Origin of the sequence: Allorhizobium ampelinum S4, assembly GCF_000016285.1 — a bacterium.
Classification (GTDB): domain Bacteria; phylum Pseudomonadota; class Alphaproteobacteria; order Rhizobiales; family Rhizobiaceae; genus Allorhizobium; species Allorhizobium ampelinum.
The window spans coordinates 3,630,714-3,655,324 of sequence record NC_011989.1 but is presented as its reverse complement, the minus strand read 5'-3'; the positions used below and the strand labels follow the sequence as shown (position 1 = coordinate 3,655,324).

Annotated in this window: 15 protein-coding genes; 11 read left to right on the top strand and 4 right to left on the bottom strand. The window is 60.0% G+C overall.

Features of this window, described 5'->3' with window-relative positions; translation table 11 throughout:
• Nucleotides 1–63: 63 nt before the first annotated feature.
• Both ispG and AVI_RS17140 read right to left on the bottom strand, forming a co-directional pair.
• Entirely contained in the window at nucleotides 64–1,314 is a 1,251-nt protein-coding gene (gene ispG, locus AVI_RS17145) for a flavodoxin-dependent (E)-4-hydroxy-3-methylbut-2-enyl-diphosphate synthase (protein WP_015917556.1), read from the bottom strand.
• A gap of 87 nt (nucleotides 1,315–1,401) precedes the next feature.
• Nucleotides 1,402–2,556: an MFS transporter gene (locus AVI_RS17140; RefSeq protein WP_015917555.1), complete on the bottom strand. Its 1,155-nt coding sequence runs from the start codon at nucleotides 2,554–2,556 to the stop codon at nucleotides 1,402–1,404.
• Between the two features lie 529 nt (nucleotides 2,557–3,085).
• On the opposite strand from AVI_RS17140, the gene AVI_RS17130 reads away from it, so the two are divergent.
• The 3 genes from AVI_RS17130 (at nucleotide 3,086) to AVI_RS17120 (ending at nucleotide 12,939) form a co-directional block, all read left to right on the top strand.
• Complete coding sequence (locus AVI_RS17130) at nucleotides 3,086–10,657, top strand: type I polyketide synthase (RefSeq protein ID WP_015917554.1); 7,572 nt, start codon at nucleotides 3,086–3,088, stop codon at nucleotides 10,655–10,657.
• 114 nt (nucleotides 10,658–10,771) lie between these two features.
• Complete coding sequence (locus AVI_RS17125; protein ID WP_015917553.1) at nucleotides 10,772–12,139, top strand: aminotransferase class I/II-fold pyridoxal phosphate-dependent enzyme; 1,368 nt, start codon at nucleotides 10,772–10,774, stop codon at nucleotides 12,137–12,139.
• 11 nt (nucleotides 12,140–12,150) lie between these two features.
• The gene (locus AVI_RS17120; protein WP_015917552.1) at nucleotides 12,151–12,939 is read left to right on the top strand and encodes an SDR family NAD(P)-dependent oxidoreductase; all 789 of its coding nucleotides are present in this window, start codon (nucleotides 12,151–12,153) and stop codon (nucleotides 12,937–12,939) included.
• Nucleotides 12,940–12,949: 10 nt separating this feature from the next.
• On the opposite strand, the gene AVI_RS17115 is transcribed toward AVI_RS17120, so the two are convergent.
• Nucleotides 12,950–13,549 (bottom strand): IMPACT family protein, encoded by a 600-nt coding sequence (locus AVI_RS17115; protein ID WP_015917551.1) that lies wholly within the window; start codon nucleotides 13,547–13,549, stop codon nucleotides 12,950–12,952.
• Between the two features lie 298 nt (nucleotides 13,550–13,847).
• On the opposite strand from AVI_RS17115, the gene AVI_RS31175 reads away from it, so the two are divergent.
• A complete protein-coding gene (locus tag AVI_RS31175; protein ID WP_085946601.1) occupies nucleotides 13,848–14,012 on the top strand; it encodes a hypothetical protein in 165 nt (54 codons plus the stop codon).
• A 130-nt stretch (nucleotides 14,013–14,142) separates the two neighbouring features.
• On the opposite strand, the gene AVI_RS17110 is transcribed toward AVI_RS31175, so the two are convergent.
• Nucleotides 14,143–14,604, bottom strand: a complete 462-nt coding sequence (locus AVI_RS17110; protein ID WP_417883650.1) for an Lrp/AsnC family transcriptional regulator — start codon at nucleotides 14,602–14,604, stop codon at nucleotides 14,143–14,145.
• Between the two features lie 142 nt (nucleotides 14,605–14,746).
• On the opposite strand from AVI_RS17110, the gene putA reads away from it, so the two are divergent.
• From putA to AVI_RS17075, 7 genes are all read left to right on the top strand, one after another.
• The gene (gene putA / locus AVI_RS17105; protein WP_041697258.1) at nucleotides 14,747–18,466 is read left to right on the top strand and encodes a trifunctional transcriptional regulator/proline dehydrogenase/L-glutamate gamma-semialdehyde dehydrogenase; all 3,720 of its coding nucleotides are present in this window, start codon (nucleotides 14,747–14,749) and stop codon (nucleotides 18,464–18,466) included.
• A gap of 67 nt (nucleotides 18,467–18,533) precedes the next feature.
• Entirely contained in the window at nucleotides 18,534–19,754 is a 1,221-nt protein-coding gene (locus tag AVI_RS17100) for a TIGR03862 family flavoprotein (RefSeq protein ID WP_041698284.1), read from the top strand.
• A 429-nt stretch (nucleotides 19,755–20,183) separates the two neighbouring features.
• Nucleotides 20,184–21,332, top strand: a complete 1,149-nt coding sequence (locus tag AVI_RS17095; RefSeq protein ID WP_015917546.1) for an HD domain-containing phosphohydrolase — start codon at nucleotides 20,184–20,186, stop codon at nucleotides 21,330–21,332.
• A complete protein-coding gene (locus tag AVI_RS17090) occupies nucleotides 21,329–21,655 on the top strand; it encodes an STAS domain-containing protein (protein WP_015917545.1) in 327 nt (108 codons plus the stop codon). Before AVI_RS17095 ends, AVI_RS17090 begins: the two co-directional genes overlap by 4 nt.
• 4 nt (nucleotides 21,656–21,659) lie before the next feature.
• On the top strand, nucleotides 21,660–22,028 hold the full coding sequence (locus AVI_RS17085; RefSeq protein WP_015917544.1) for a response regulator: 369 nt from the start codon (nucleotides 21,660–21,662) through the stop codon (nucleotides 22,026–22,028).
• On the top strand, nucleotides 22,025–24,082 hold the full coding sequence (locus tag AVI_RS17080; protein WP_015917543.1) for a chemotaxis protein CheA: 2,058 nt from the start codon (nucleotides 22,025–22,027) through the stop codon (nucleotides 24,080–24,082). The genes AVI_RS17085 and AVI_RS17080 overlap by 4 nt, the downstream gene beginning before the upstream one ends.
• Entirely contained in the window at nucleotides 24,079–24,606 is a 528-nt protein-coding gene (locus AVI_RS17075) for a chemotaxis protein CheW (protein ID WP_015917542.1), read from the top strand. The genes AVI_RS17080 and AVI_RS17075 overlap by 4 nt, the downstream gene beginning before the upstream one ends.
• Nucleotides 24,607–24,611: the final 5 nt, after the last annotated feature.

Sequence of the window (24,611 nt, the reverse complement as noted above, 5' to 3'; positions counted from 1 at the left end):
TTGCGGCAATATGAAGAAAACATCCCACCTGCTACAGAACTGCTTGCTGACAGAACGGCTCTCTTACTCCGCTGCCGACCGCTGACCGTAACGTTTTTCGATATAGTCGATCACCAGAGCCTCGAAATCCTCGGCGATTTTCGGACCGCGCAACGTCAATGCCTTCTCACCGTCGATAAACACCGGTGCCGCCGGGTTTTCGCCGGTGCCGGGCAGGGAAATGCCGATATCGGCATGCTTGCTTTCCCCCGGGCCATTGACGATGCAGCCCATGACCGCGACATTCAGCCCTTCAACACCAGGATATTTTTCCCGCCAGACCGGCATGTTCTTGCGGATATCGCTCTGGATCTTCTGCGCCAGTTCCTGGAACACCGTAGACGTGGTGCGCCCGCAGCCCGGACAGGCCGCAACGACCGGGATGAACTGGCGAAAGCCCATGACCTGCAACAGTTCCTGTGCCACCTGCACTTCGCGGGTCCGGTCGCCGTTCGGCTCTGGCGTCAGCGAAACGCGAATGGTGTCGCCGATGCCCTGTTGCAGCACATAGCCCATGGCCGCCGATGAGGCGACGATGCCTTTCGAGCCCATGCCCGCTTCCGTCAGGCCCAGATGTAGCGCATGGTCGGAGCGCGAGGCCAGCATGGAGTAGACAGCGATCAGATCCTGCACCTGGCTGACCTTGGCCGACAGGATGATGCGGTTGCGCGAAAGGCCGATCTCTTCGGCCAGTTCGGCAGACAGAAGCGCCGATTGGCAGATCGCTTCACGTGTTACCTGCCGGGCCGAGAGCGGAAAGCCCTTGGCCTGGTTCTCGTCCATCAACTGGGTCAGCAGTTCCTGGTCGAGCGAGCCCCAGTTGACGCCGATCCGCACTGGCTTGTCATAGCGGATCGCCATCTCGATGATATCGGCAAACTGCTTGTCCTTCTTGTCCTTGAAGCCGACATTGCCCGGATTGATCCGGTATTTGGCCAGCGCCTCGGCACAGGCTGGATGATCGGCCAGAAGCTTGTGGCCGATATAGTGAAAGTCGCCGATCAGAGGGACATCAAGGCCGAGCCGCTCCAGACGGTCGCGGATTTTCGGCACGGCAGCCGCACTCTCGTCGCGGTCCACGGTGATGCGGACGATTTCCGATCCGGCTTTATGCAGGGCTGCGACCTGCGCCACCGTGCCGTCGATATCGGCGGTATCGGTATTGGTCATCGACTGGACGACGACAGGCGCGCCGCCCCCGACAATGACGCCGCCGACATCGACGGCCACGGATGCGCGGCGTGGTTTCGGGTCAAAGTCTTCGGCTGGCGCCATGGTGGTCATCCCGATCTTGCGGATAATTCGCTTTCAGGTGGATCAATCATGTTCGCTTGTCAACATCGTGACAGCGGCTTGTGTCGATCAAACTTGGGGCCGGTCGGCATGCCGGGCAAGGCCGGAGAGCAGCAAGGCAACCAGAATCAGCACTGGGAGCACGCGAAACACCAGCGCCAGTGACGTATGCTCGGCGACGAAACCGATCAGCGATGGGGCCACCAGAATACCCGAATAGCCCATGGCGCTGACCACCGACAGGCCGACGCCCGGCGCCATGCCCGGCAGGTTGCCAGCGGCGGAAAAGGCGATGGGAACCAGGTTGGAAATGCCGATACCCATGATGGCAAAGCCGATGACGGCGGTCCATGGATCGGCAGCAAAGCCGGAAATGGCCGTGCCGATCATGGCGATCAGGGCGCAAATCCGCATGGTTGTCACCGCCCCCAGCCGGTCGCGGACGATGTCGCCGGCAAAGCGCATGATCGCCATGGTCAAGGAGAAGCCGGCATAGGCATAGCTTGAGGTGGCAATGGAGCCGCCCAGTTCATTGCGCAGATAAAAAGCACCCCAGTCGAGCACCGCACCTTCCGGGATCATGCAAAACAGTGCGACGAGGCCGAGAAGCCAGGGCAGCGGCGTCATCGGCAGGCGCGCCCTGCGATGCTCGGCATCGGGATGGGGCTGGTCGCGAAGGGTGATCGGCCAGGCAGCAAACAGCATCAGGGCGGCGAGGACCGTGGCGACAAGGCTATGCACCGTCGATCCGGCCATGGCCAGCAGCGGTCCGCCTATGCTGGCGCCAATCAGGCCGCCGAGGCTCCAGAAGGCATGGCAGGACGACATGATCGAGCGCCCCATCTGTCTTTCTGTCTCGACCGCATTGGCATTCATCGCCACATCCATGGCGCCCATGAAGCCGCCAAACAGGAAAATCGCCAGGGCCGCCAAGGGAATATTGGGCGCAACCGTCAGCAGGAGCAGCGTGGGTAGAAATATCAGCGCGCAGGCGAGCGTGACCCGGCGTGAGCCGTAGCGGGCGATCTGGGCACCAGCCACCGGCATGCAGGCGAGCGAGCCGAGCCCCAGAACGAGGATCATCAGACCAAGCTGCGCTTCGCTCAGGTCGAGATTGCGGGCAAATTCAGGCACTTTGGGCGCCCATGAGCCGATAATGAAGCCGTTCATCAGGAACAGAAGTGAAACGGCCAGACGTTCCCTGGTGAAAAATCCTTGCTGCATGTCTGCACTCCTCCGAATGCGCGAAAACTCTCTTAAATCGATTAGATTTGCAAGCGCAGACCGGGTTTGCGCTGTCACGAATCGTATCGTCCTGTTGGGAATGTTTGTTCAGGTGGGTGTTGATACCGACATTGCAATTTGGCGGCGTCCTTTCAAAGGTCTAAAACCGCCATCCTTTTTGTCAAGAAACGACGAAATCGTCCATGAGGACAAAGGCACGAACGGTATCGGATAACCTGCTCATTTTAAGAGGAAATTCGGAACGGGCATGTGGGTTTTCGCTCTCATATCCGGCAGGATCGAAGTGGTTTGCGGGGCGGGTTTCTCTCTGGCTGCCACGTCTCATCAGGTTAAAAAAAATCGTTCTACGCCATAAGTTTCCGGCGTTTTTCTTTCATGAGGCGGAGGCCTGCCTATGTGAATCCTGATTGACGCCCCTATGTCGCTTCTCTAAGTGAAGGATAATTATATCTGAGGACATCTGAAAGGCTATCAGACCTCGCTAAACTGTTGAGATCCGTACGAATAGATGACAGTAGAGATTATAGGGCGTGCCTGCGTGGCACCGGGGGCAAGATCTCCCGAAGAGTTGTTTGATCTTTTGCGTGCCGGCGCATGCACTGTCTCGACCTTGCCCGGGGATCGTTGGGATATTGCGCGCTACTGGCATCCCGAAATCGGCACGCCTGGAAAATATTACACCTTCGCTGCCGGTGTGATGGATGGAATCTATCAGTTCGATCCCGCCCTGTTTGGCATGTCACGGCGCGAGGCGGCTTTTATGGACCCGCAGCAGCGCATCCTGCTGGAATTGACCTGGCGGGCGCTGGAAGACGCCAATATCCCCGCTAACAGTTTGGCTGGCCAGAATGTCGCGGTCTATGTCGGCGCCTCCAGTTTCGACCATGCCAATCTGGCGGCGGAAGATCCGGCTGGTCCCGGTCCGCATTTCATGACCGGCAATACGCTCTCGGTGGTCTCCAACCGTATCTCGCATGTCTTCGGCCTGAATGGTCCGAGCATGACGGTCGATACGGCCTGTTCGTCATCGCTGGTCGCACTCGATCACGCGGTGCGCGCGATTGCGTCTGGCGAGGTTGACACCGCCATTGTTGCCGGTGTCAACGTGCTGGTCCATCCCCTGCCTTTCGTCGGCTTCGCGCAGGCGCGGATGCTGTCGATAGACGGTTTGTGCAAGGCCTATGCCAATGACGGTATTGGCTATGTTCGCGCCGAAGGCGGTGCCGTGCTGGTGCTGCGCTCTAGCGATAAGGCCCGGCGCGAAGGCGACCGCAGCCACGCGACTATTGTTGCCAGCGGCACCAATGCGGCCGGGCGCACCAACGGCATTTCGCTGCCGTCGCGTGAGGCGCAGGCCGTTCTGCTGCATGCCGTCTATGACGGCAATGGTCTCGACCCGGATCGGCTGGCCTTTATCGAAGGGCATGGCACCGGCACCAAGGTCGGCGATCCCGCGGAAGTCTGGTCGCTTGGCACGGTCATCGGCCAGCGCCGCAAGGAACCGGTGTGGATCGGCTCGATTAAGACCAATATCGGCCACGCCGAACCCGCATCCGGCCTGCTTGGCGTGATGAAAGCGATGATGGCCTTGCAGCACGACCTGCTGCCAGCCTCGCTGCATTTCAACGAGCCAAATGACACAATTGATTTCGATGGACTGAACGTCCGGGTTGCCTCGCAGGCCGTTGCACTGGCACGCGATGGTGCGCCGCGCCTTGCCGGGATCAATTCCTTTGGCTTTGGCGGCGCCAATGCGCATGTGGTGATTGCCGATCCGCAGAGACCTGATTTGGCGCAAGACGCGGCTAATCCAGCCGGTGCCGGTCGCTTGTTCATGGCCAGCGCCCATTCTCAGGAAAGCCTGAAAGCGTTGCTGGACAGTTACGACAAGGCCTTTGCGGCAGCTGGCAGCGATGGTGATCTGGAAGACCTGATCTCGGCGGCCGCCTCCAACCGTGCGCCGCTCCGGCACCGCTTCGTTGCCAGTGGCAGCGCGGATGCCATCGTCAAGGCGGTGCAGGAACGGCTTGCCACAGCGAAGACCGGCGGCGAAATCGGTGAAGCCTCGTCGCGCAACGGTAAGCTCGCGTTTGTGTTTTCTGGCAATGGCGCTCAATGGGCGGGCATGGGCCTCGATGCTTACCGGGCAAATGCCCGATTCCGCGAGAGCTATGAGCGGATCGCCGCGCTGTTTACGGCGCATTCGGACCTTGACCTCGTTGCGGCACTGACCGATCCGGATCTGGAAGCCCGATTGAAAGATACCAGGCTTGCCCAGCCCATGCTGTTTGCCATCCAGGCCTCGCTGTCGGATGCGCTGCAACTTGCCGGTCTGGTGCCGGATGCTGTTTACGGTCATTCGGTCGGTGAAGTTGCTGCCGCCTATGTATCGGGTGCGCTGTCGCTGAAGGATGCCGTCTGTGTGATCGCCAAACGGTCGCAGCATCAGGCGGTGTTGGCCGGTGAAGGCACGATGGCGGCCCTGAAACTTGGCGAGGCCGATGCGCGCGCCATGCTGGCCGAGCTTGGCTTTGATGACCTGACGATTGCCGCGATCAATGCACCCAATTCGGTGACCGTGTCTGGTCGTGAAGACGCGGTCCGGGCGCTGAGAGAACATGCCCGCAAGCAGCGGGTGCCAGCCCAGGTGCTGGACATTGATTATCCCTTCCATCATCCGCTGATCGATAAGGCGCAGGCTGCTTTTTCGGCCGATCCGCCGCTGATTACCCCGCGCCAGACCGCCCTTCCATTCATCTCCACGGTGACGGGCGAGCAACTGGAGGGCACCGCGCTGACCTCGGATTACTGGTGGAAGAATGTCCGCCAGCCGGTGCAGTTCCAAGGGGCGACGGAAGCGGCCATCGCGCTTGGTTGCAGTGTATTCGTTGAAATTTCTCCGCGTGCGATCCTTGGCGGCTATGTGTCGGAAACGGCGCAGCATGTGTCTTCGACGGTTGCCGTCAGTGCCAGCCTTAGCCGTGAGGCTCTGGATGAGACGGTTGATCCGGTGGCGCGGGCTTTGGCGCGCGCTGTCGCCAGTGGCGCCAAGGTGGATGAGGCTAAGGTCTTCGGTCCGCGCCGCGCCGATATCGTCCTGCCGGGCGTGCCTTTCGAGCGGGCGGATCTGCGGCCGGAGCCGACCAGCGACCGCGTCGATCTCTATGGCCGGTTCGGCCAGACGGCCTATCGGTTAAGCGGCTGGCGAGTCGATTTGAATGGCGGGCATTGGAAAAACCATCTCGACGCGCATCTGTTTCCGGATCTGGCGGAACATGTGGTCGATGGCCGCGCTATTTTGCCGGGCAGTGGTTTTGTGGAAATTGCCATTTCGGCGGCGCAGGCGCATTTCGGCTCCGACCAGCTGGAGATCAGCAATGTCGAGATCATGCGACCGCTGGAATTGAGCGACAGCCGGATCATCGAACTTTCCACGCTGATTTCCGCCGCGACCGGCGATCTCCAGATCCGCTCCCGTGAGCGGCTGAGCGATGACGACTGGACGGTGAATGCGGTTGCCCGGGTTCGCAAGCTCACGGCCTCCGAATTGGACGATGCCGTGGATTTCGACCTGTCCAGCCCGACATCGGAGCTGGATAAATCTGCCGCCTACCGGACGGCGCGCAATTTCGGCCTGGATTACGGGCCGCGCTTCCAATTGCTGGAAAAGGCGATCTGCCATGGCGAGCGGCTTGTCGAAGTGTTCCTGAAGCCGGCAGCCGCGCCGGGCCACCCGTTGCTGCGCTATAATCTCAACCCAATGTCGGTTGATGCGATGTTCCACGGGTTGGTGGCGCTGTTTGGCCGCTTCAGCGGCGAACAGGGCGGAGCGCCTTATATTCCCGTGCGTTTCGGACGCGTCCGCACGCGGGTTCTCGGTAGCCCGGTCCATCGGGCGGTGATCGAGATCGAACGGATCAGTGATAGTTCGATCAAAGCCAATTTTCATCTCTATGGTGAGACGGGCGAGCGGATCGCCAGCTTGAGCGATAGCCGGTTCCGACGCACCTATCTGAAACAGCATAAGACGCTTGACGGACTTGCCTATCATTATGAAACCATTGCCCTACCCCTGGTGAAAGATCAGGGTGTGGCCCTGGTTGCACCGTTGGGCGATGTTTTCGCCTGTCAGGAGCGTGAGCTGGACAATGCCACGGTGCTGATCCAGGCCTGCGTGCTCAGCGCCTTCTATGCGCTGGCCGAGCGCCTTGCCGGTCAAGATCGGCGCGTGTCGCTGGTCGATCTGCCGGGCGATGTGCGGTTGCGGCGGTTCCTGACCAATGCCCTGCACAGTCTGACCGATAGCGGCTTTGCCCAGTATGCGGATGGCAGCTGGATGCTTGAAGATGGCAGCGATCTTCCGCCCGCTTTCGAGCTGATCCGGGAACTCTATCGGGATTTCCCGGAACGCACCGTTGAACTGGTGATGATCAATGACGTGCTGACAGCCGTTAATGCATCGCTCGATCAACCTGCAGGTGTTGTGGAGGCGGTTCCGGATTGGGACGGGGTGATCAGCGAAGCGACGCTGGACCATTTCGCCGTTCATTCCACGCTCGCCACCGAGAGTCATAGGGTGTTGTTGAAGGCGGTGGTCGACTGTCTCTCGACGCTGGATGCCGATGCGCCGCCGCTGGTGGTCGAGCTTGGCGCCAGCTCGCTTCATCTCAGCCGCAAGCTCGCCGATCTGGTTCGTGCGGCTGGCGGCAATCTGGTGATTTACGAGCCTGAGGCAGGCCTGCGCCGTAATCTGGAACTGTCTTTCGAGGCTGATCCGCGCGTCACTGTCGTGGACGCAAAGGGATTGGACCAACTTTCTCTGCTGAAAGCGCCGGTCGATCTAATTGCCAGCGCCCATGCCGATCTTTGCCGCTTGCTGGATGGTGAAATGCTGGCACGGCTCAGTCATGGCGCCTTGGCCTCGGCCCGTCGCCTTGTCGCCGTGCAACCAGCGCCCGGCTTGTTGCATGATTTCGCCTTCGGTCTACTAGATGGCTGGTTCGACAGGACGGTTTCGGAGGAATTTCCGCTCGGCCGATTTGGCGGTAGCGAAGACTGGATGAAATCCCTGCAACAGGCCGGTTTTGCTGCGGCCCATGCCCGGCAATTGCAGGTGGATGGCGGTAGCCTTATCGTGGCGGAAGCCCAGGGCCGGGCTGACGTGGCTGAGCCATATGATGCGACGCGTCAGGACGGTGGATCGGTGGACGAGGTTGTGGCCAGCGGGCCGGTGATCATCGTTCATGAAAAAACTGCGGATCTTGCCCGGCTTTTGGCGGCAGCAAGAGCGCTTGGTGGTTCCCAGGTGTCTTTGCTGTGTCTGTCAGGCAGCTTTGAAACGGACAGGTCGATGCTGGCCGACGCACTGGGCAAGGCTGGATCAGCCTTGGGCGGAATGGTCTGGCTGATGCCGGATACCGATGCGGCTGCGGATGGATCGCTGCTGTTGCAGGACCGGGTCGGCGCTCTTAGTGCGCTGGCCATGGCGCTTGGCGATGTTGCGGCATCAGCGTCTGATGCTGTGAGGGCGCTTCCGGTCACTCTGGTTCTGCCCGGCGGTGCGCCCGTCACCGGCATGACCGGCAAGGACTTGACCCGCTCCAGTCACGCCGGGCCTGTCAATGCAGGCCTTTGGGCCTTTGCCCGTGTGTTGCGCAATGAGTTCGATCTTTTCGACATGCAGGTCGTCGATACCGGCCCCTCCAGCAATACGCTGGAAATCATGCTGGACTGGGGCATGCGCCTGCTGGCCGCCAAGGGCGACAACCGCGAATGGCTGGTGGAGCCGGAAACCGGGCGGATGGCTGAGATTCGTGCCGTGCCTGGTCCTGCCTCGCTGACGGCGCAGCGTACGGATGCTTTTGAGGCGGCAGTCATTCGCCAGCAGGTGCCGTCGCAGGTCGCCAGCATTCGCTGGGAAAGCTGCCCGGTCCCAGTCATCGGCCCGACCGAAGTGCTGGTAAAGACCGCAGCGACAGGCTTGAATTTCCGCGACGTGATGTGGGCCATGGGCCTGCTGCCGGAAGAAGCGCTTGAGGACGGCTTTGCCGGGGCCTCTATCGGCATGGAATTTGCCGGTGAGGTGGTCGCTGTGGGCGCCAAGGTGAGCGATCTTGCCCTCGGCGACAAGGTGATGGCAATCGCCGCTGCGGCTTTCGGCACCCATGTCAAGGTTGAGCGGGCTGGCGTGGCGAAGCTGCCGGATGGCGTGGACCCGGTATCGGCGGCGACCATTCCGGTGGTCTTCCTGACCGCCTATTATGCCATCCATGAGCTTGGGCGGGTGCGCCCGGGCGAAACCATCCTCATTCACGGTGCCGCTGGCGGCGTTGGGCTTGCAGCCTTGCAGGTCGCCCGGCATTTCGGTGCCAAGATCATTGCCACGGCTGGCACAGAAGAAAAGCGGCGTTTCCTGGAAACGCTGGGGGCGGACCATGTGTTCGACAGCCGCTCGCTCGGTTTTGTCGGCGATGTGCTTGACGTGACCGGCGGCGAAGGTGTCGATCTGGTGTTGAACTCGCTGTTTGGCGAGGCGATGGAAAAATCCCTGTCGCTGGTTAAGCCGTTCGGGCGTTTCCTTGAGCTTGGCAAGCGCGATTATTACGCCGACAGCAAGATCGGCCTGCGGCCATTCCGTCGCAATGTCAGCTATTTCGGCATCGACGCCGACCAATTGCTGGTCCTGCATCCCGATCTGTCGCGCCGCATGCTGGCCGAAATCGGTGGCCTGTTCGAGCAGGGCGTGTTCACGCCGCTGCCGTTCCGTGCCTTTGAACACGATGAGATCGGCGATGCCTTCCGCCTGATGCAGAATGCCGGCCATATCGGCAAGATCGTCGTGCTGCCGCCGGTTGCGGGTCGTGACCGCGTGGCGGTAAAGTCGGCACGCCGGATGGTGGTTGATGCGGATGGCATGCATCTGGTGGTCGGCGGTATCGGCGGTTTCGGCCTTGCCGCCGCCGATTGGCTGGTAGAGCAGGGCGCGCGCCATATCGCCTTATCGACGCGGCGCGGGCTGGTTGATGCGGAGACGCAAACCGTGGTTGACCGCTGGGCCAAGCAGGGCGTAACGGCCTATATTCGTGGCTGTGATGTTACCAGCGAAGCTGCCTTGTCGGCGCTTTTGACTGAGCTGCGCACTATTGCGCCGTTGAAGACCGTTATCCATGCGGCGATGGTGCTGGATGATGCCTTCATCTCCAACCTGACGCGCGTGCGCAACCAGCCGGTCATCGACGTCAAGGCCAAGGGTGCAGCCCTTCTGGACCGGTTGACCCGGCAGGACGGGATCGACAATTTCATTCTGTTTTCCTCGATCACCACCTATGTCGGCAATCCCGGCCAGGGCAATTATGTCGCCGCCAACGGCTTCCTGGAAGGTTTGGCGCGGGCGCGTCGCGCCGAGGGGCTGGCTGGTCTTGCCGTCGGCTTCGGAGCAATCGGCGATGCCGGTTATCTGGCCCGTAATGCGCAGGTTAATGAACGGCTTGGACGACGGATCGGAAAGACGGCGCTGGATGCCCGCGATGCGCTGTCGGCGGTCGGGCGCTATATCAGCGCCGATACCGGCTCCGTCGATGCGGCTGTGGTGATGATTTCCGAATTCGACTGGGCTGCTGCGCATTCGCTTGCCGTGGTCAACGAACCCTTGTTTTCGCTGATCATGCGCCGCAGTAACCAGCATGTTGGCAGCGGTGAGGGTGGCGAGATTGATCTGGTGGCGCTGATTGATGGCAAGGCGCCAGCTGCGGCTCAGGAGGTGCTGTTTACGGTGCTTGCCGGTGAAATTGCCGATACGCTGCGGGTGCCCAAGGAAAGCATCGGGCTGAACAGCGTGCTGAAGGATATCGGGCTGGACAGTTTGATGGCTGTCGAGCTGGGGATGAATTTCGAGCAGAATACCGGCTTTGACATTCCTCTCAGCAGCCTTGCCGACAACGCCACTGTCGGGGACCTGACGCGCCGCCTCTATGAAAAAGTCAGTCTGCGCGGGCGGACGGGCGATAAGGATGAGGCGACGCCTGAGGACAGCAAGATCATGGACGATCTGCATCGCCGCCACACTGGGCAGACCCAGTAAAACTGGCGTGGTTCTTGCTATCCGTTACACTGCTGTTCATGTTTATGTTGATAAACATCGTTCTGTTCGGCATAGGTGATAGACGATTGACTAAAATTCTAGGGTTTTCTGCGGATGAATGAGAACAAGCGTCAGGATCTGCTGGCCCGTATGCGTGGCGTACAAAAGGATGTGGACCGGAGCCGGGCCAGCCGCAGCCAGCAGAGCGTGTCGCGCAGCCAGCCTGGTTTTGCCGACCTGCCTGAATATAAGCAGGTGGTGATGCAGAAGCTCGTCAGCGAGCAGCTGAACATGCCCAATCCGTTTTACCGGGCGCATGAGAGCGCCTCCGGGGCCACGGCCGATATTGACGGGCGCGCTTACGACAATTTTGCCTCCTATGACTATCTCGGCTTGAACAGCGATCCGCGCATTCGCGACGCTGCCATGACGGCTGTCGATCAGTTCGGTATTTCGGCCTCCGCCAGCCGGGTCGTTGCCGGTGAGCGCACCATTCATGCCGAGCTGGAAAAGGCCTTTGCCAAAAATTACCAGACCGAGGACGCCATCTGTTTCGTCAGCGGCTATCTGACCAATGTCACCACCATTGGCAGCCTGATGGGGCCGAAAGACCTGGTGATCCATGACGAGTTCATTCACAACAGCGCCCTGACCGGCATCAAGCTGTCGGGCGCCAATCGCCGCTTCTTCAAGCATAATGACATGGCGGATCTGGACCGTATTCTTGCGAGCCTCGCCCCCCTGCATGAACGGATCCTGGTGATCTCGGAGGGCATTTTCTCCATGGATGGGGATGTTGCCGATCTGCCGGGCCTTCTTGCCTTGAAAAAACAGTATAATTTCTGGCTGATGATGGACGAGGCCCATTCGCTGGGCGTACTTGGACAGCGTGGCCACGGCATTTTCGAACATTTCAATCTCGATCCCGCCGATGTCGATATCTGGATGGGGACGCTGTCGAAAACCACCTGTAGCTGCGGCGGCTATGTTGCCGGCAGCGAGGCGCTGATCACGCTGTTGAAGGCGCAGGCCGGTGGTTTCGTCTATAGTGTCGGCCTGGCGCCGGCGCTGGCGGCGGCGGCCATCGCCAGCCTGTCGGTGCTGGACGAGGAGCCGGACCGGGTAGAGGCTTTGCGTCGCAACAGCCAGCTTTTCCTGGAGCAGGCCAAGCTACGGGGGCTGGATACCGGGCTTAGCGAAGGTTTTTCGGTGGTGCCAGTGATCGTTGCGGATTCGGTGCGCGCTGTGCAGCTTTCCAATGAACTGTTCGAGGCGGGCATCAATGCTTTGCCGATCATCTATCCGGCGGTGCCGGAAGGCTTAGCGCGCCTGCGGTTCTTCATCACCAGCGCCCATACGCCGGAACAGATTACCCGCAGCGTCGATAAAGTGGCTGACATTCTGGATCGGCTGAAGGCCGAGAATTTCGGCATGGGCTCGATGGATGTCCAGAAGGTCATGCTGCAATTGGCGCAGCGCTGAAGGACAAGAGCGTGAACAGCCGCAACCCGCCGCGCCATGTGATCATTACCGGCGGATCGAGCGGGATCGGGCTGGCCTTGGCGAAAGCCTATCTGTTGGCGGGGTCAAAGGTCAGTCTTGTTGCTCGCTCGCTTGTGCGTCTTGAGACGGCTCGCAGCCAGCTGCCGGAAGCCTGTTTTTCACATATTGGACTTCATGCTGCGGATGTAACGGATTATCAGACTCTGTCTGCTGCCTTATTGGCTGCTGAGGATAGTTTCGGACCCTGCGATCTGCTGATCACCTGTGCCGGTATCGTTCATCCGGCCAGCATGGAAGCCATGGATGTTGCCGATGCGCGCCAGCAACTCGACATCAATGTCATGGGGACGATCCATGCCGTTAAAGCCTTGTGGGCGGGGATGAGCGTACGGGGCGGCACCATGCTGTTGGTTTCCTCCGGGGCCGCATTCATTGGTCTGCATGGCTATGGTCCCTATTGCGCCTCCAAGGCGGCGCTAGTGGGGCTCGCCGATTCACTGCGCATGGAAGCGGTTGGTACCAAGCTGAGGGTGGCGATCTGTTTTCCACCCGATACCGATACGCCGCAACTGGCCGCAGAATTGCCCATGCGCTCGCCCCAGGCACAGCGCGTTATGGGGACCGTTAAGCCCTGGAATGCCGACGCTGTGGCGGCACGCATCGTTCGCCAGCTGCAAAAAGGCCGCCGTGAGATTGTCTTCGGCATGACGCTCCTGTTGCTCGCTCGCTTCGGGTCTCTGGTGCGTCCGGTTTTATATTGGTGGTATAGCCGCCGTTGACAGTGCAGCGTCACTGCGCGCCAATCTCGTCCTTGAGCACCTGAACTCGTCCGGCACTCACGTCACTGAGCATGCCAAGGGTTGCTTCCAGCCGTTCCTCCGGGATGGCGAGGGTCAGTTCGGCACCGGTATCGGTAAAGATTTCCTGGACGATAAGCAGATCTGCGACTGTGGTCAGCCGGGCCTTGACCAGTGCCAGATCGGAAAAGCCGACGCGGATGGTCTTTGTTGCCCGCAGGATGATTTCCACCTTTTCGGCTTGCCGCAGGCATTGCGCCGCCGTGCCGCCATAGGCCCGGATCAGGCCGCCACTGCCCAGAAGAATGCCACCGAACCAGCGGGTGACGATGACCAGCACGCCATCCAGCGTCTGGCCGTCGATGGCTTGCAGGATCGGTTTTCCCGCAGTGCCGGAAGGCTCGCCATCGTCGTTGAAGCGATAGGTCTGCCCCAGCCGCCATGCCCAGCAATTGTGGTTGGCGCTAGCATCGGATTCCCCCTCCAGAAGGGGACGGATGTCATTTTCATGGGAGATCGGAAAAGCGATGGCGCGAAACCGGCTCTTCTTGATCTCCTGTTCATAGCTGTGTAGGCCGGGAAGGGTAAACATCGCCTTTTGTGACGTGATTTGAGTCGCAAGAAAAGACCGATCGTTGCCGCGATAGCGGCTCATCAGAGAAAAGGAGACGATCCAGTTCCACGCAAGCGAAGGCTTCTAGGGTTATCAGGGAGAGCTTGGAGATCCGGCTCGGGTTTTAGGCTTTGATCCGGCAGTTTGACTGCCTGCCTTGGCCGGCCTGATCGAACTCCTTTGAAAATGACAGTGTTGCGGCGTCTTTTCGCGTCATGAGGACGTTGGTCGCTGCCAGCAGAAAGCCGGGATGATCCCGGGGAAACAGGATAGGCCTATGTCTGACGATTTTGAACCGGAAGCGACCATCGAAACCTCCAACCTGGCGGCTCTGGTTCTGAGCCAGGAAATCGATTCGCTCACCGATGTCCTCGTCAAGGCCCTTTACGAAGTCTACCGCATTCTCGACGACAGCCATCCGCAGCCCGGCACAGTGCACTGACGGGCTACTGCATAATTCCTTAAATCGGAATCGATTTAAAGAGAAAATTATGCAGCAGATTTAAAATGTTACAGCGTCCTTTGTGCGTTTTATAAAACGCACGGCGCTGTAGGTCGGCAAGACAAAACCGTTACCGCCCATATTCCTTGACCGCCTGCATGACGACGAAGGTCGATGTGCTCGCCACATGCGGCAGGCTGGAGATCTTCTCACCCAGAACCTGCCGATAGCGACGGATATCGCCGGTGCGCACCTTCAACAGATAGTCGAAGGCGCCGGCGATCATATGACATTCCTCCACTTCCCGGATTTTGCGGACCGCTGTGTTGAATTCCGTCAATGCCGTTTCGCGGGTGTCGGACAGTTTCACCTTGGCGAAGGCGATGTGGTCGAGGCCGAATTTACGGGCATCCAGCACGGCGCGGAAGCCGAGAATATAGCCCTCATCCATCAGCCGTTTCAGGCGCACCTGGCAGGGTGTTTTCGATAGTCCGACCCGTTCGGATAAGTCTGTGATCGACATCCGACCATCCTGCGACAGGGCTTCGACAATTTTCATGTCAAATTGGTCGATCCCACTGTCCGATTCCATTTTGGCCATCATATCTCCTGAAAACCTGCAATTTTTTAGAGAATTTACCTAGATTGTCCATGAATTCAAGTTCGCTGATCGAGCTTGCCCCATGGTATGATCCGGTTATCGCCAAAAATTCCGTCGAGCCAGGATAACAGTGATGAACCAGACCGTTTCCGTCGCATCGCAGGCCGTTTCATCCTCTCCAGATCCGATCTTTGCCGCTTTCGCGCCGCCGGTGCGTCAGCCAAGCCCTTTGCGTCAGGCGATCACGGCGGCTTATCGCCGACCGGAGCCGGAATGCCTGTCACCGCTGCTGGCGGCGGCCCGCTTGCCGGATGCGATGCGCCGCGCCGTTGAGGGCACCGCCCGCACATTGATCGAAGCCCTGCGCGCCAAGCACAGGGGCAGCGGCGTTGAAGGGCTGGTGCATGAATATTCGCTGTCCAGCCAGGAAGGCGTGGCGCTGATGTGCCTGGCCGAAGCGCTGCTGCGCATTCCCGACCACGCGACGCGCGATGCGCTGATCCGCGACAAGATTGCCGAGGGCGATTGGAAAGCCCATCTCGGCGGTGGCCGGTCGCTGTTCGTCAATGCCGCCACCTGGGGACTGGTGGTGACCGGCAAGCTGACCTCGACCGTCAATGATCGTGGTCTGTCCGCAGCTCTGACCCGGCTGATTGCCCGGTGTGGCGAGCCGGTCATACGCCGGGGCGTCGATATGGCCATGCGGATGATGGGGGAGCAATTCGTCACCGGCGAAACCATCGAGGAGGCGCTGAAACGCGCCCGCCCGCTGGAAGTCAGGGGCTTTCGCTATTCCTACGACATGCTGGGCGAGGCGGCGACCACGGCTGGCGATGCGGCGCGGTATTTCCGGGATTATCAGCAGGCGATCCATGCCATCGGCAGGGCTTCGGCGGGACGCGGCATTTATGATGGTCCCGGCATTTCCATCAAGCTGTCGGCCCTGCATCCGCGCTACAGCCGCACCAAGGCTGAGCGGGTGATGGGTGAATTGCTGCCGCAGGTCAAAGCGCTGGCGCTGCTGGCCAAGCACTATGATATTGGCCTCAATATCGATGCCGAAGAGGCCGACCGGCTGGAACTGTCGCTGGATCTGCTGGAAGACCTCTGCCTCGATCCGGCTTTGTCGGGCTGGGATGGCATGGGCTTCGTGGTGCAGGCCTATGGCAAGCGCTGCCCCTTCGTGTTGGATTTCATCATTGATCTTGCCCGCCGCGCCGAGCGCCGGATCATGGTGCGGCTGGTCAAGGGGGCCTATTGGGATGCCGAGATCAAGCGGGCGCAGGTCGATGGACTGGCGGATTTTCCTGTCTATACCCGCAAGGTCCACACCGACGTCTCCTATATCGCTTGCGCCAAAAAGCTGCTGGCGGCGCGGGATGTGATCTTTCCGCAATTTGCCACCCACAATGCCCAGACGCTGGCGGCAATCTATCATCTGGCCGGCCCTGATTTCAAAACCGGCTCCTACGAGTTTCAGTGCCTGCATGGCATGGGCGAACCGCTCTATGACGAAGTGGTGGGCAAGGCGAAGCTTGGCCGCCCCTGCCGGATCTACGCGCCTGTGGGTACGCATGAGACGCTGCTGGCCTATCTGGTGCGCCGCCTGTTGGAAAATGGTGCCAATTCCTCCTTCGTCAATCGGATCGCCGATCCGGCCATATCCGTGGATGCGTTGATCGCGGATCCAACCGAAACCGTGCTCGCCATGCCGCAGCCGGGGGCAAAGCATGACAGGATTGCCTTGCCCGCCGATCTTTTCGAAGGCCGCAAAAATTCCGCAGGCCTTGATCTCAGCAATGAAGCGGTGTTGCAGGCGCTTGGCGAGACCTTGCGCCAAACCGCTCTCTCGTCTTGGGATGCGGTGCCCGCTTTGATTGCGGGGACAAGTGCCGGGCCTGTGCGTTCTGTCGTCAATCCCGGCGACCACCGTGATGGGGTTGGCAATATCAGGGAAGCAACCGAGGAAGAGGCGCGTCAGGCCGTGGCCGATGCCGCGCTTCATGCTCAGATCTGGGCACAGACGGTGCCTTTGGAGCGGGCGCGGATGCTGGACGAGGCTGCCGACCTGATGCAGGCGCGGTTGCCGGTATTGCTGGGGCTGATCATGCGCGAGGCGGGCAAATCGGCGGCCAATGCCATTGCCGAAGTGCGCGAGGCCATCGACTTTCTGCGCTATTACGCCGAGCAGGCGCGTCGCACCCTGGGGCCGGTACATGCGCCACTGGGGCCAATTGTGTGTATCAGCCCCTGGAATTTTCCATTGGCGATTTTCACCGGACAGGTGGCGGCAGCACTGGTGGCAGGCAATCCGGTTCTGGCCAAGCCCGCCGAGGAAACACCGCTGATCGCCGCTGAGGCCGTGCGCCTCCTGCATCAGGCAGGTGTCCCCGGTGCTGCCCTCCAGCTTCTGCCCGGTGACGGGCGGATCGGGGCGGCATTGGTCGCCTCGCCGCAGGTGGCAGGCGTGATGTTTACCGGCTCGACCGAGGTTGCCAAGCTGATCCAGAGGGAGCTTGCCGCGCGTCTGCTGGCCAATGGCAGGCCGATCCCGCTGATTGCCGAGACCGGTGGCCAAAATGCGATGATTGTCGATTCCTCGGCGCTTGCCGAACAGGTGGTGGCGGATGTGATTGCCTCGGCCTTCGACAGCGCCGGTCAGCGTTGTTCAGCGCTGCGGGTTCTGTGCCTTCAGGAGGAGGTGGCGGATCGCATTCTTGCCATGCTGAAAGGCGCGCTGCGTGAACTGACCTTGGGCCGCACCGACCGGCTGTCTACCGATATCGGCCCGGTGATTACCGCCGAGGCCAAGGGCGTGATCGAGGCACATATTGCTGCCATGCGCGCCAGGGGCAAGGCGGTGGAGCAGATCGGTGCGGGCGAGGGGACGGAGCACGGCACCTTCGTTGCGCCGACCATCATCGAGATCGGCGCATTGTCTGATCTTAAGCGGGAAGTATTTGGCCCGGTCCTGCATGTGCTGCGCTACCGGCGCAACGATCTCGACCGCCTGATCGACCAGATCAACGCCACCGGCTATGGCCTGACCTTCGGCCTGCATACACGGCTGGATGAGACCATTGCCCATGTAACTTCAAGGGTGAAGGCAGGCAATCTCTACATCAACCGCAATGTGATTGGCGCGGTGGTCGGCGTGCAGCCGTTCGGTGGCCGTGGCCTGTCCGGCACCGGGCCGAAGGCTGGCGGCCCGCTCTATCTGGGCCGCCTGGTTGAAAAGCCGCCGGTGCCGCCGCAGCATAGTTCGGTTCATGTTGATCCGGGCCTGCTGGATTTTGCCAAATGGCTTGACGAGCAGGGTGAAGCGGCAGCGGCGGAAGCAGCACGCAGCCTCGGCAGCCTTTCGGCGGTCGGTTTGGTTCAGGATCTGCCTGGGCCAGTCGGCGAGCGCAATCTGTATGCCCTGCATCCGCGTGGCACCATTCTGCTGCTGTCCCGCACCAGGCAGGGGCTTTACCGGCAAGTGGCCAGCGCGCTGGCGACGGGCAATAGCATGGTCATCGACACAAGCACCGATCTCCACGAAGCGCTGGCGGGCCTGCCGGATGGTGTGCTTGCCCGTGTCCATTTCGTCCAAGCGTCAGGCTGGGCTGAGGCCGGTCCTTTCGCAGGCGCATTGCTGGAAGGCGAGGGGGAGCAGATTATCGAGCAGGCAAGAGCCATTGCCGCCCTGTCCGGTCCACTGGTCCTGACCCAGGTGGCTTCCAGTGATAAGCTGGCTAAGAAAATTGGTGTTGATGATGCCTACTGCCTGAACTGGCTGGTCGAGGAGGTTTCGGTGTCCACCAATACGGCGGCTGCCGGAGGCAATGCCAGCCTGATGGCAATCGGCTGAGGGTTCCGCTTGCTTTTCACCTGTGCTTTGCCCAAAAACGCCTGATAGTGGAACGCAAGGCATGGGCATGACAGGGAAGACGGTTGCAATCATCGGCGGGGGGCCAGCGGGGCTGATGGCGGCGGATTGTCTGTCACGGGCTGGTTTGACCGTAACGATCTATGAAGCAATGCCGACACTGGCCCGGAAATTTCTCCTGGCCGGGAAATCGGGCCTGAATATCACCCATTCCGAAGAGTATGCACGGTTTTCGAGCCGCTTCGGGGAGGCCGGAAGCCATTTAAAGGCTGCTCTCGATGATTTTACGCCGGACGATGTGCGCGCCTGGGCGGCGGATCTTGGAACGGAGACCTTCATCGGCTCGTCGGGCCGGGTCTTTCCAAAGGCGATGAAGGCCTCGCCACTGCTTCGGGCCTGGATCAAGGCATTGCAGGATCGGGGCGTGATGATCCGCACCCGCCACCGTTGGACCGGCTTTTCGGAAAATGGCTATCGGTTTGCAACGCCGGATGGCGATGTCACTGTTATGGCAGATGCGGTGGTTTTGGCGCTGGGCGGGGCGAGTTGGCCGCGTCTGGGCTCGGACGCCGCCTGGGTGCCGTGGCTGCGCGGCACCGGCGTTGCAGTCACGGATTTCAAGCCTGCCAATTGCGGCTTCGACGTCGCCTGGAGCGATGTGTTCCGTGAAAGGTTTGCCGGCCAGCCGATCAAATCGGTTGTCGCCACGTCTAGGTCGGGTCAGAGTCAGGGCGAATTCGTCATTTCCCGGCATGGGATCGAGGGTAGCCTGGTCTATGCCCATGCGGCAGCCCTGCGCGATGATCTTCGCCATCATGGCAAGGCAGAGCTTCTGCTCGATCTTGCACCCGGCAAGCGGCTTGAAAAACTGGCGGAGGATCTCACCCGTCAACCCGCAAAGGCCAGTCTCTCGACAAGGCTTCGTAAGGCAGCCTCTCTGGATGGCGTCAAGGCAGCGCTGTTGCGGGAGGTCGCACCCGATATCGCCACCCGGGATGCCACATCGCTTGCGGGTCTCATCAAGGCTTTGCCGGTGCCGCTGCTGCGGCCAAGACCGCTGGCGGAAGCGATTTCCTCGGCAGGTGGTGTCAACTGGAGTGGGATCGACAGCAATTACATGCTGGTGGATCGGCCTGGCCTGTTCCTGGCCGGAGAAATGCTGGATTGGGAAGCGCCAACCGGCGGCTATCTGTTGACCGCTTGCTTTGCCACCGGCCGGGCGGCGGCTGTTGGCGTGATTCGCTGGCTCACCGATGATGCAGGTGGTTGAGGCAAAGTATGGTATGCCACAATTGGCGGGTCTGATCCTGTCTGTTTTCGGGGCATGTGATCCGTCGACGTCAGGAAGTTTTTTACGCCCATTGGTTGTTTTTTGTCAAAAAAATATGGGATGAATCAACGAAAACAACGCGTTAATAAACCCCAAAATCCTATGGCTTATTAGAGCTGTCAATTAAATATAGTTGTGGCCTAACAGTGTTAGCTCTATCTTAACTTACTAACGTGAGAATTCGATTCAGAAATCTGGAAATATTTAGGGCTCTGCCACAATGTTCCGGAATTCGCTCCCCGCATGATGCGGAATGGTCCCAAAAAATTCACAGATATTAACAGTGCTTGAGATGGCTTGTCGCATCGCATGGGAACATGCGCATGTCACCGTGCCTGCCCAAGCCGTCATGGCGGAATGGAGCTTCCCTTGCATGCCGTTGTGATAGACGACAGCCGATCCACATTGCTGGCACTGCGTCTGGAACTCCTTGAAATTACAGGTCTGGAGGTGGAAACTTTCGCCGATCCAGAGGAAGCCATTCGCGTTTGTGAGACCCGGCAATTCGACCTGGTGCTGGTGGATTACAATATGCCGAAGCGCTCCGGTCTCGAGGTGATTACCGCTTTGCGTGCCATGCCGACCTATGAGCTGGTGCCAATTTTGATGATCACTTCGGAAACTGAAACGGCAGTCTGCTTGAATGCGCTGGAAGCTGGGGCGACGGATTTTCTGCGGAAATCCGCCGATCCGGTCGAGTTGAAGGCCCGTGCGCGGAACCTTTTGAGCCTGCGGCGTGCCCAGGTCGAACTGTCGTTGCGGGCTGATGGCCTTGCTGCTGCCGTGACGGCGAAATCCGCGGCACTTGTTGCCAGCGAAGAGGAACTGATCTGGCGTCTGGCCCGAGCCATGGAATATCGCGACGGGGAAACTGGTGATCATGTCTCGCGTGTGGCGCAGATCTCCAGGCTGCTGGCGCAGGATCTTGGGCTCGATGAGGACCGGCAGCGCAAGATCTATCTGGCGGCTCCGCTGCACGATGTCGGCAAGATCGGCATTCCCGATGGTGTCCTGTCCAAGCCCGGTCGGTTGACCGACAGCGAACGGGACATGATGCGCAGGCATGTCGATATCGGCGTGAAGATCCTGGAGAACGGGACCTCCGATCTGTTGCGGGTCGCCGAGCGGATTGCTGGTGGGCATCATGAGAAATGGGATGGAACCGGCTATCCGAAGGGATTGTCGGGACGGGACATTCCGCTGGAAGCGCGCATTGTCGCGCTCGCGGATGTGTTCGACGCTTTGTGTTCGCCCCGTGCCTACAAGCCAGCCTGGTCGCTGCAAGACGCGCTGGATCACATCAGGTGCGAAAAGGGTCGTCATTTCGATCCGGACTGCGTCGAAGCGTTTGAGCGGCAATGGTCAAAAATTGCCTCAGTCATGGGAGCGCGTGAGACAGATATGAGGATCCATATGAAAGGGGCGCCGTCGCTAGATGCCGCCCATCCTGAAAACGCCCTTTGCCTCCAGAAGCAGACGAAATACCGATCAACACCCCAGCCAGCAGGACGGGAATGACGATGATAACGCAAACATTGCCGCATGAGACCATTGCCTTGCCACAGGCGCTGACCATTCGCACTGTGCAGACCACCCGGGATCAGCTCCTGACAGGCCTTTCGACTGGTCAGGCCGTCGTTATCGATATCCCCGTAGACGCAGAGGTTGACCTGAGTTTTATTCAATTGATTGAAGCGGCACGCATGTCTGCGCAAACGAATGGCCAGGACCTCACGCTGCAAAGCGCTGCGGCTGGTGGTGTTCTGTCCACGCTGGAGCGTAGCGGCTTCTTGACCGACATGGATCCGTCGGCTCGATTTTTCTGGTTACATGAAAGGTAATGCCATGAGTGCCCATATTCTCACCGTTGACGATTCCGCCAGCATCCGCATGACAACGAAGATCGCCTTGACCAATGCCGGCTACAAGGTGACCGAAGCCGTCGATGGATTGGATGGTCTGAACAAGGCCAAGTCATCGCAGTTCGATCTGATCGTTACCGACCTCAACATGCCCAACATGAACGGTTTGGCGATGATCGAGGCTCTGCGCCGGTCTCCGGCCCATACGGGTATTCCGATCATCTTCCTGACAACCGAATCCGACGCCGACATGAAAAACAGGGCCAAGGCCGCTGGTGCGACCGGCTGGATCACCAAGCCGTTCGATGCCGAACAGCTGGTGAAAATTGCTAGAAAGGTTCTCGGCAAATGACCAATCTGGATCCCATTCAGGTTTTCAGGACAGAAGCAGCAGAGCTGTTCGAGCAGATCGAAAATGGCCTGCTCGACCTCTTGCATGACCTGTCCAATCAAGATCAGATCGATTCGGTGTTCCGCGGTCTTCATACCCTGAAGGGATCCGGAGCCATGTTTGGCTTCGAGGCTCTGGCCGCTTTCACCCACCATTGCGAAACCGCTTTCGACCGCGTCCGCAAGGGTGAAGTACCGGCAACCGCCGAGCTTGTTGCAGCCGTTCTCGACGCCCAGGACCATATGAAGGCTTTGGTTGCCACACCCAATGGCGATCATGAAGCCGCTGGAGAGCGGCTGCTGGCCAAGTTGCAGGACGCGGTCGGCGACCATGGTGGCAATGCGCATGCGTTGCCGGCTGCAAAGCCCGGCAATGGCGGAGCCGCCAAGCCGCAGCCGGCAGCCCGGTCGGCAACGACGACATGGCGGATGAAATTCCGGCTGCCAGCCAATTCCATGGTCAATGGCACCAATCCACTCGGCCTTCTGAATGAGCTTCGCGACCTTGGAAAATGCACCGTTAAAGCGGATTTGAGCGCTATCCCGGGTCTTGAGGAGATTTCACCTGCCGATCTTTATATCGGCTGGAGCGTGGAGCTTGTTACCGAAAAGCCGAAGTCGGATATCGAGGATGTCTTCATCTTCGTCATGGATGACATGGATCTCGAACTGACTGAGGAAGCGACCGCTGTCTCTTCCGAGACCATTGCCGCCGATGATCCAGCCGAACAGGCTGTTGCCGTGCCGGTGGCATCTGACAACAAGCAGCCGCCAAGCCAGGCTCAGGCCGCTCCACCTGCCGCTGCTCAGACTGGTTCCAATGACGCCAAGCATGGCCGCGCCGCCGAAAATGTCCGCGTTCCGGCTGAGCGGCTTGACGAATTGATGGACAGGGTCGGTGAGCTGGTGATTGCCCAGTCCCGCCTGTCGCAGCTGGCCAATACCAGCGCCGACATCATGCTGCGGTCCGTTTCGGAAGACGTTGAGCGGCTCTCCGGGGAGTTGCGCGATACGATGATGGTGTTGCGCATGGTGCCGGTTGGCAGCCTGTTCACCCGCTTCCGTCGCCTTGTCCACGATCTTGCTCGCGAGACCGGCAAGGTCATCGAACTGGAGACGGAAGGCGAAACCACGGAAGTGGACAAGACCGTTATCGAGCGGCTGGCCGATCCACTGGTGCATCTGGTGCGCAATTCCATCGACCACGGGCTCGAGCCGCCGGAAGAACGATTGGCGGCTGGTAAGAACAAGGCGGGCAAGGTGGTGCTGTCGGCCCATCAATCCGGCGGCGAAGTGATCATCACCATCAAGGACGATGGCCGTGGCATCAACCGTGACCGGGTCCGGGCCAAGGCGGAATCCTCGGGGCTGATCCAGCCGGGCCAGCAGCTGATGGACCAGGAATTGTTGCAGCTGATCTTCCAGCCGGGCTTTTCCACCGCCCAGACGATCACCAATCTTTCCGGACGTGGCGTCGGCATGGATGTGGTGAAGAAAACCGTCGAGGCCCTGCGCGGGGTGATCGACATCCGCAGTGAAAACGGCAAGGGCTCGGAAGTCTCCCTGCGCATTCCGCTGACGCTGGCGATCATTGACGGTCTTTTGGTGCGCGTCGGTACTGGCTGCTACGTCATTCCGCTGTCGGCGGTCGAGGAATGCCTGGAACTGTCGATCGAGGACGATCTGCGCTCCAGGGGCCGCAGTTTCATTTCGCTGCGCGACAGTCTGGTTCCTTTCCTACGGCTCAGGGATCTGTTCCGCACGGGAACGCAGCCTGATCCGTTCCAGAAGGTCGTGGTGATCTCGACCGGCGATGAGCGCGTCGGCCTGGTGGTCGACCAGATCATTGGCGATCACCAGACCGTCATCAAATCCATGTCCAAGCTTCACCACGACGTCGTGACTTTCTCGGGTGCGACCATTCTGGGTGACGGCAGTGTCGCGCTGATCCTGGATGTGACGCATCTGGTCAACGCAGGCCAACAGCAGGAGGCGCAATTGCGTGTAGCAGGATGAGCATCGTACCCGGCAAACATGATTTCCAGCATTTCTGGGCGGACCGCGACGAAGTCGCCGTGCTGACGTTCAATCTGAACGGTGAGACGTTTGCGATTGAGGCCATCACCGTGCAGGAGATTATCGATCTCCTGCCGGAAACCAAAGTGCCCGGCGCAAAGCCTTTCGTCTCCAGCGTCATCAACTTCCGCGGCAAGGTCATTCCGCTGGCCGATATCCGGCTGGCCTTCGGCATGGAAGCGACGGAGCCGACCATCGACAGCCGTATCATCGTCATTGAGCTTGATCTCGATGGCGAAACCACCCTGACCGGCATTCGCACGGACCGGGTGTTCGAAGTCACGACATTGGCGCACTCCGCCAGCGAACCGCCCCCCAGCGTCGGCATGCGTTGGCGTCCCGACTTCATTGAATGCCTGGTCAAACGGGATGGAGAGTTCATCATTCTCCCCAATCTCCAGGCAATTTTCTCCAGCACCAGTGACCGGATCGCCGCTTCAGCGGCTGGTCTGGCAACAAATTGAGGTCT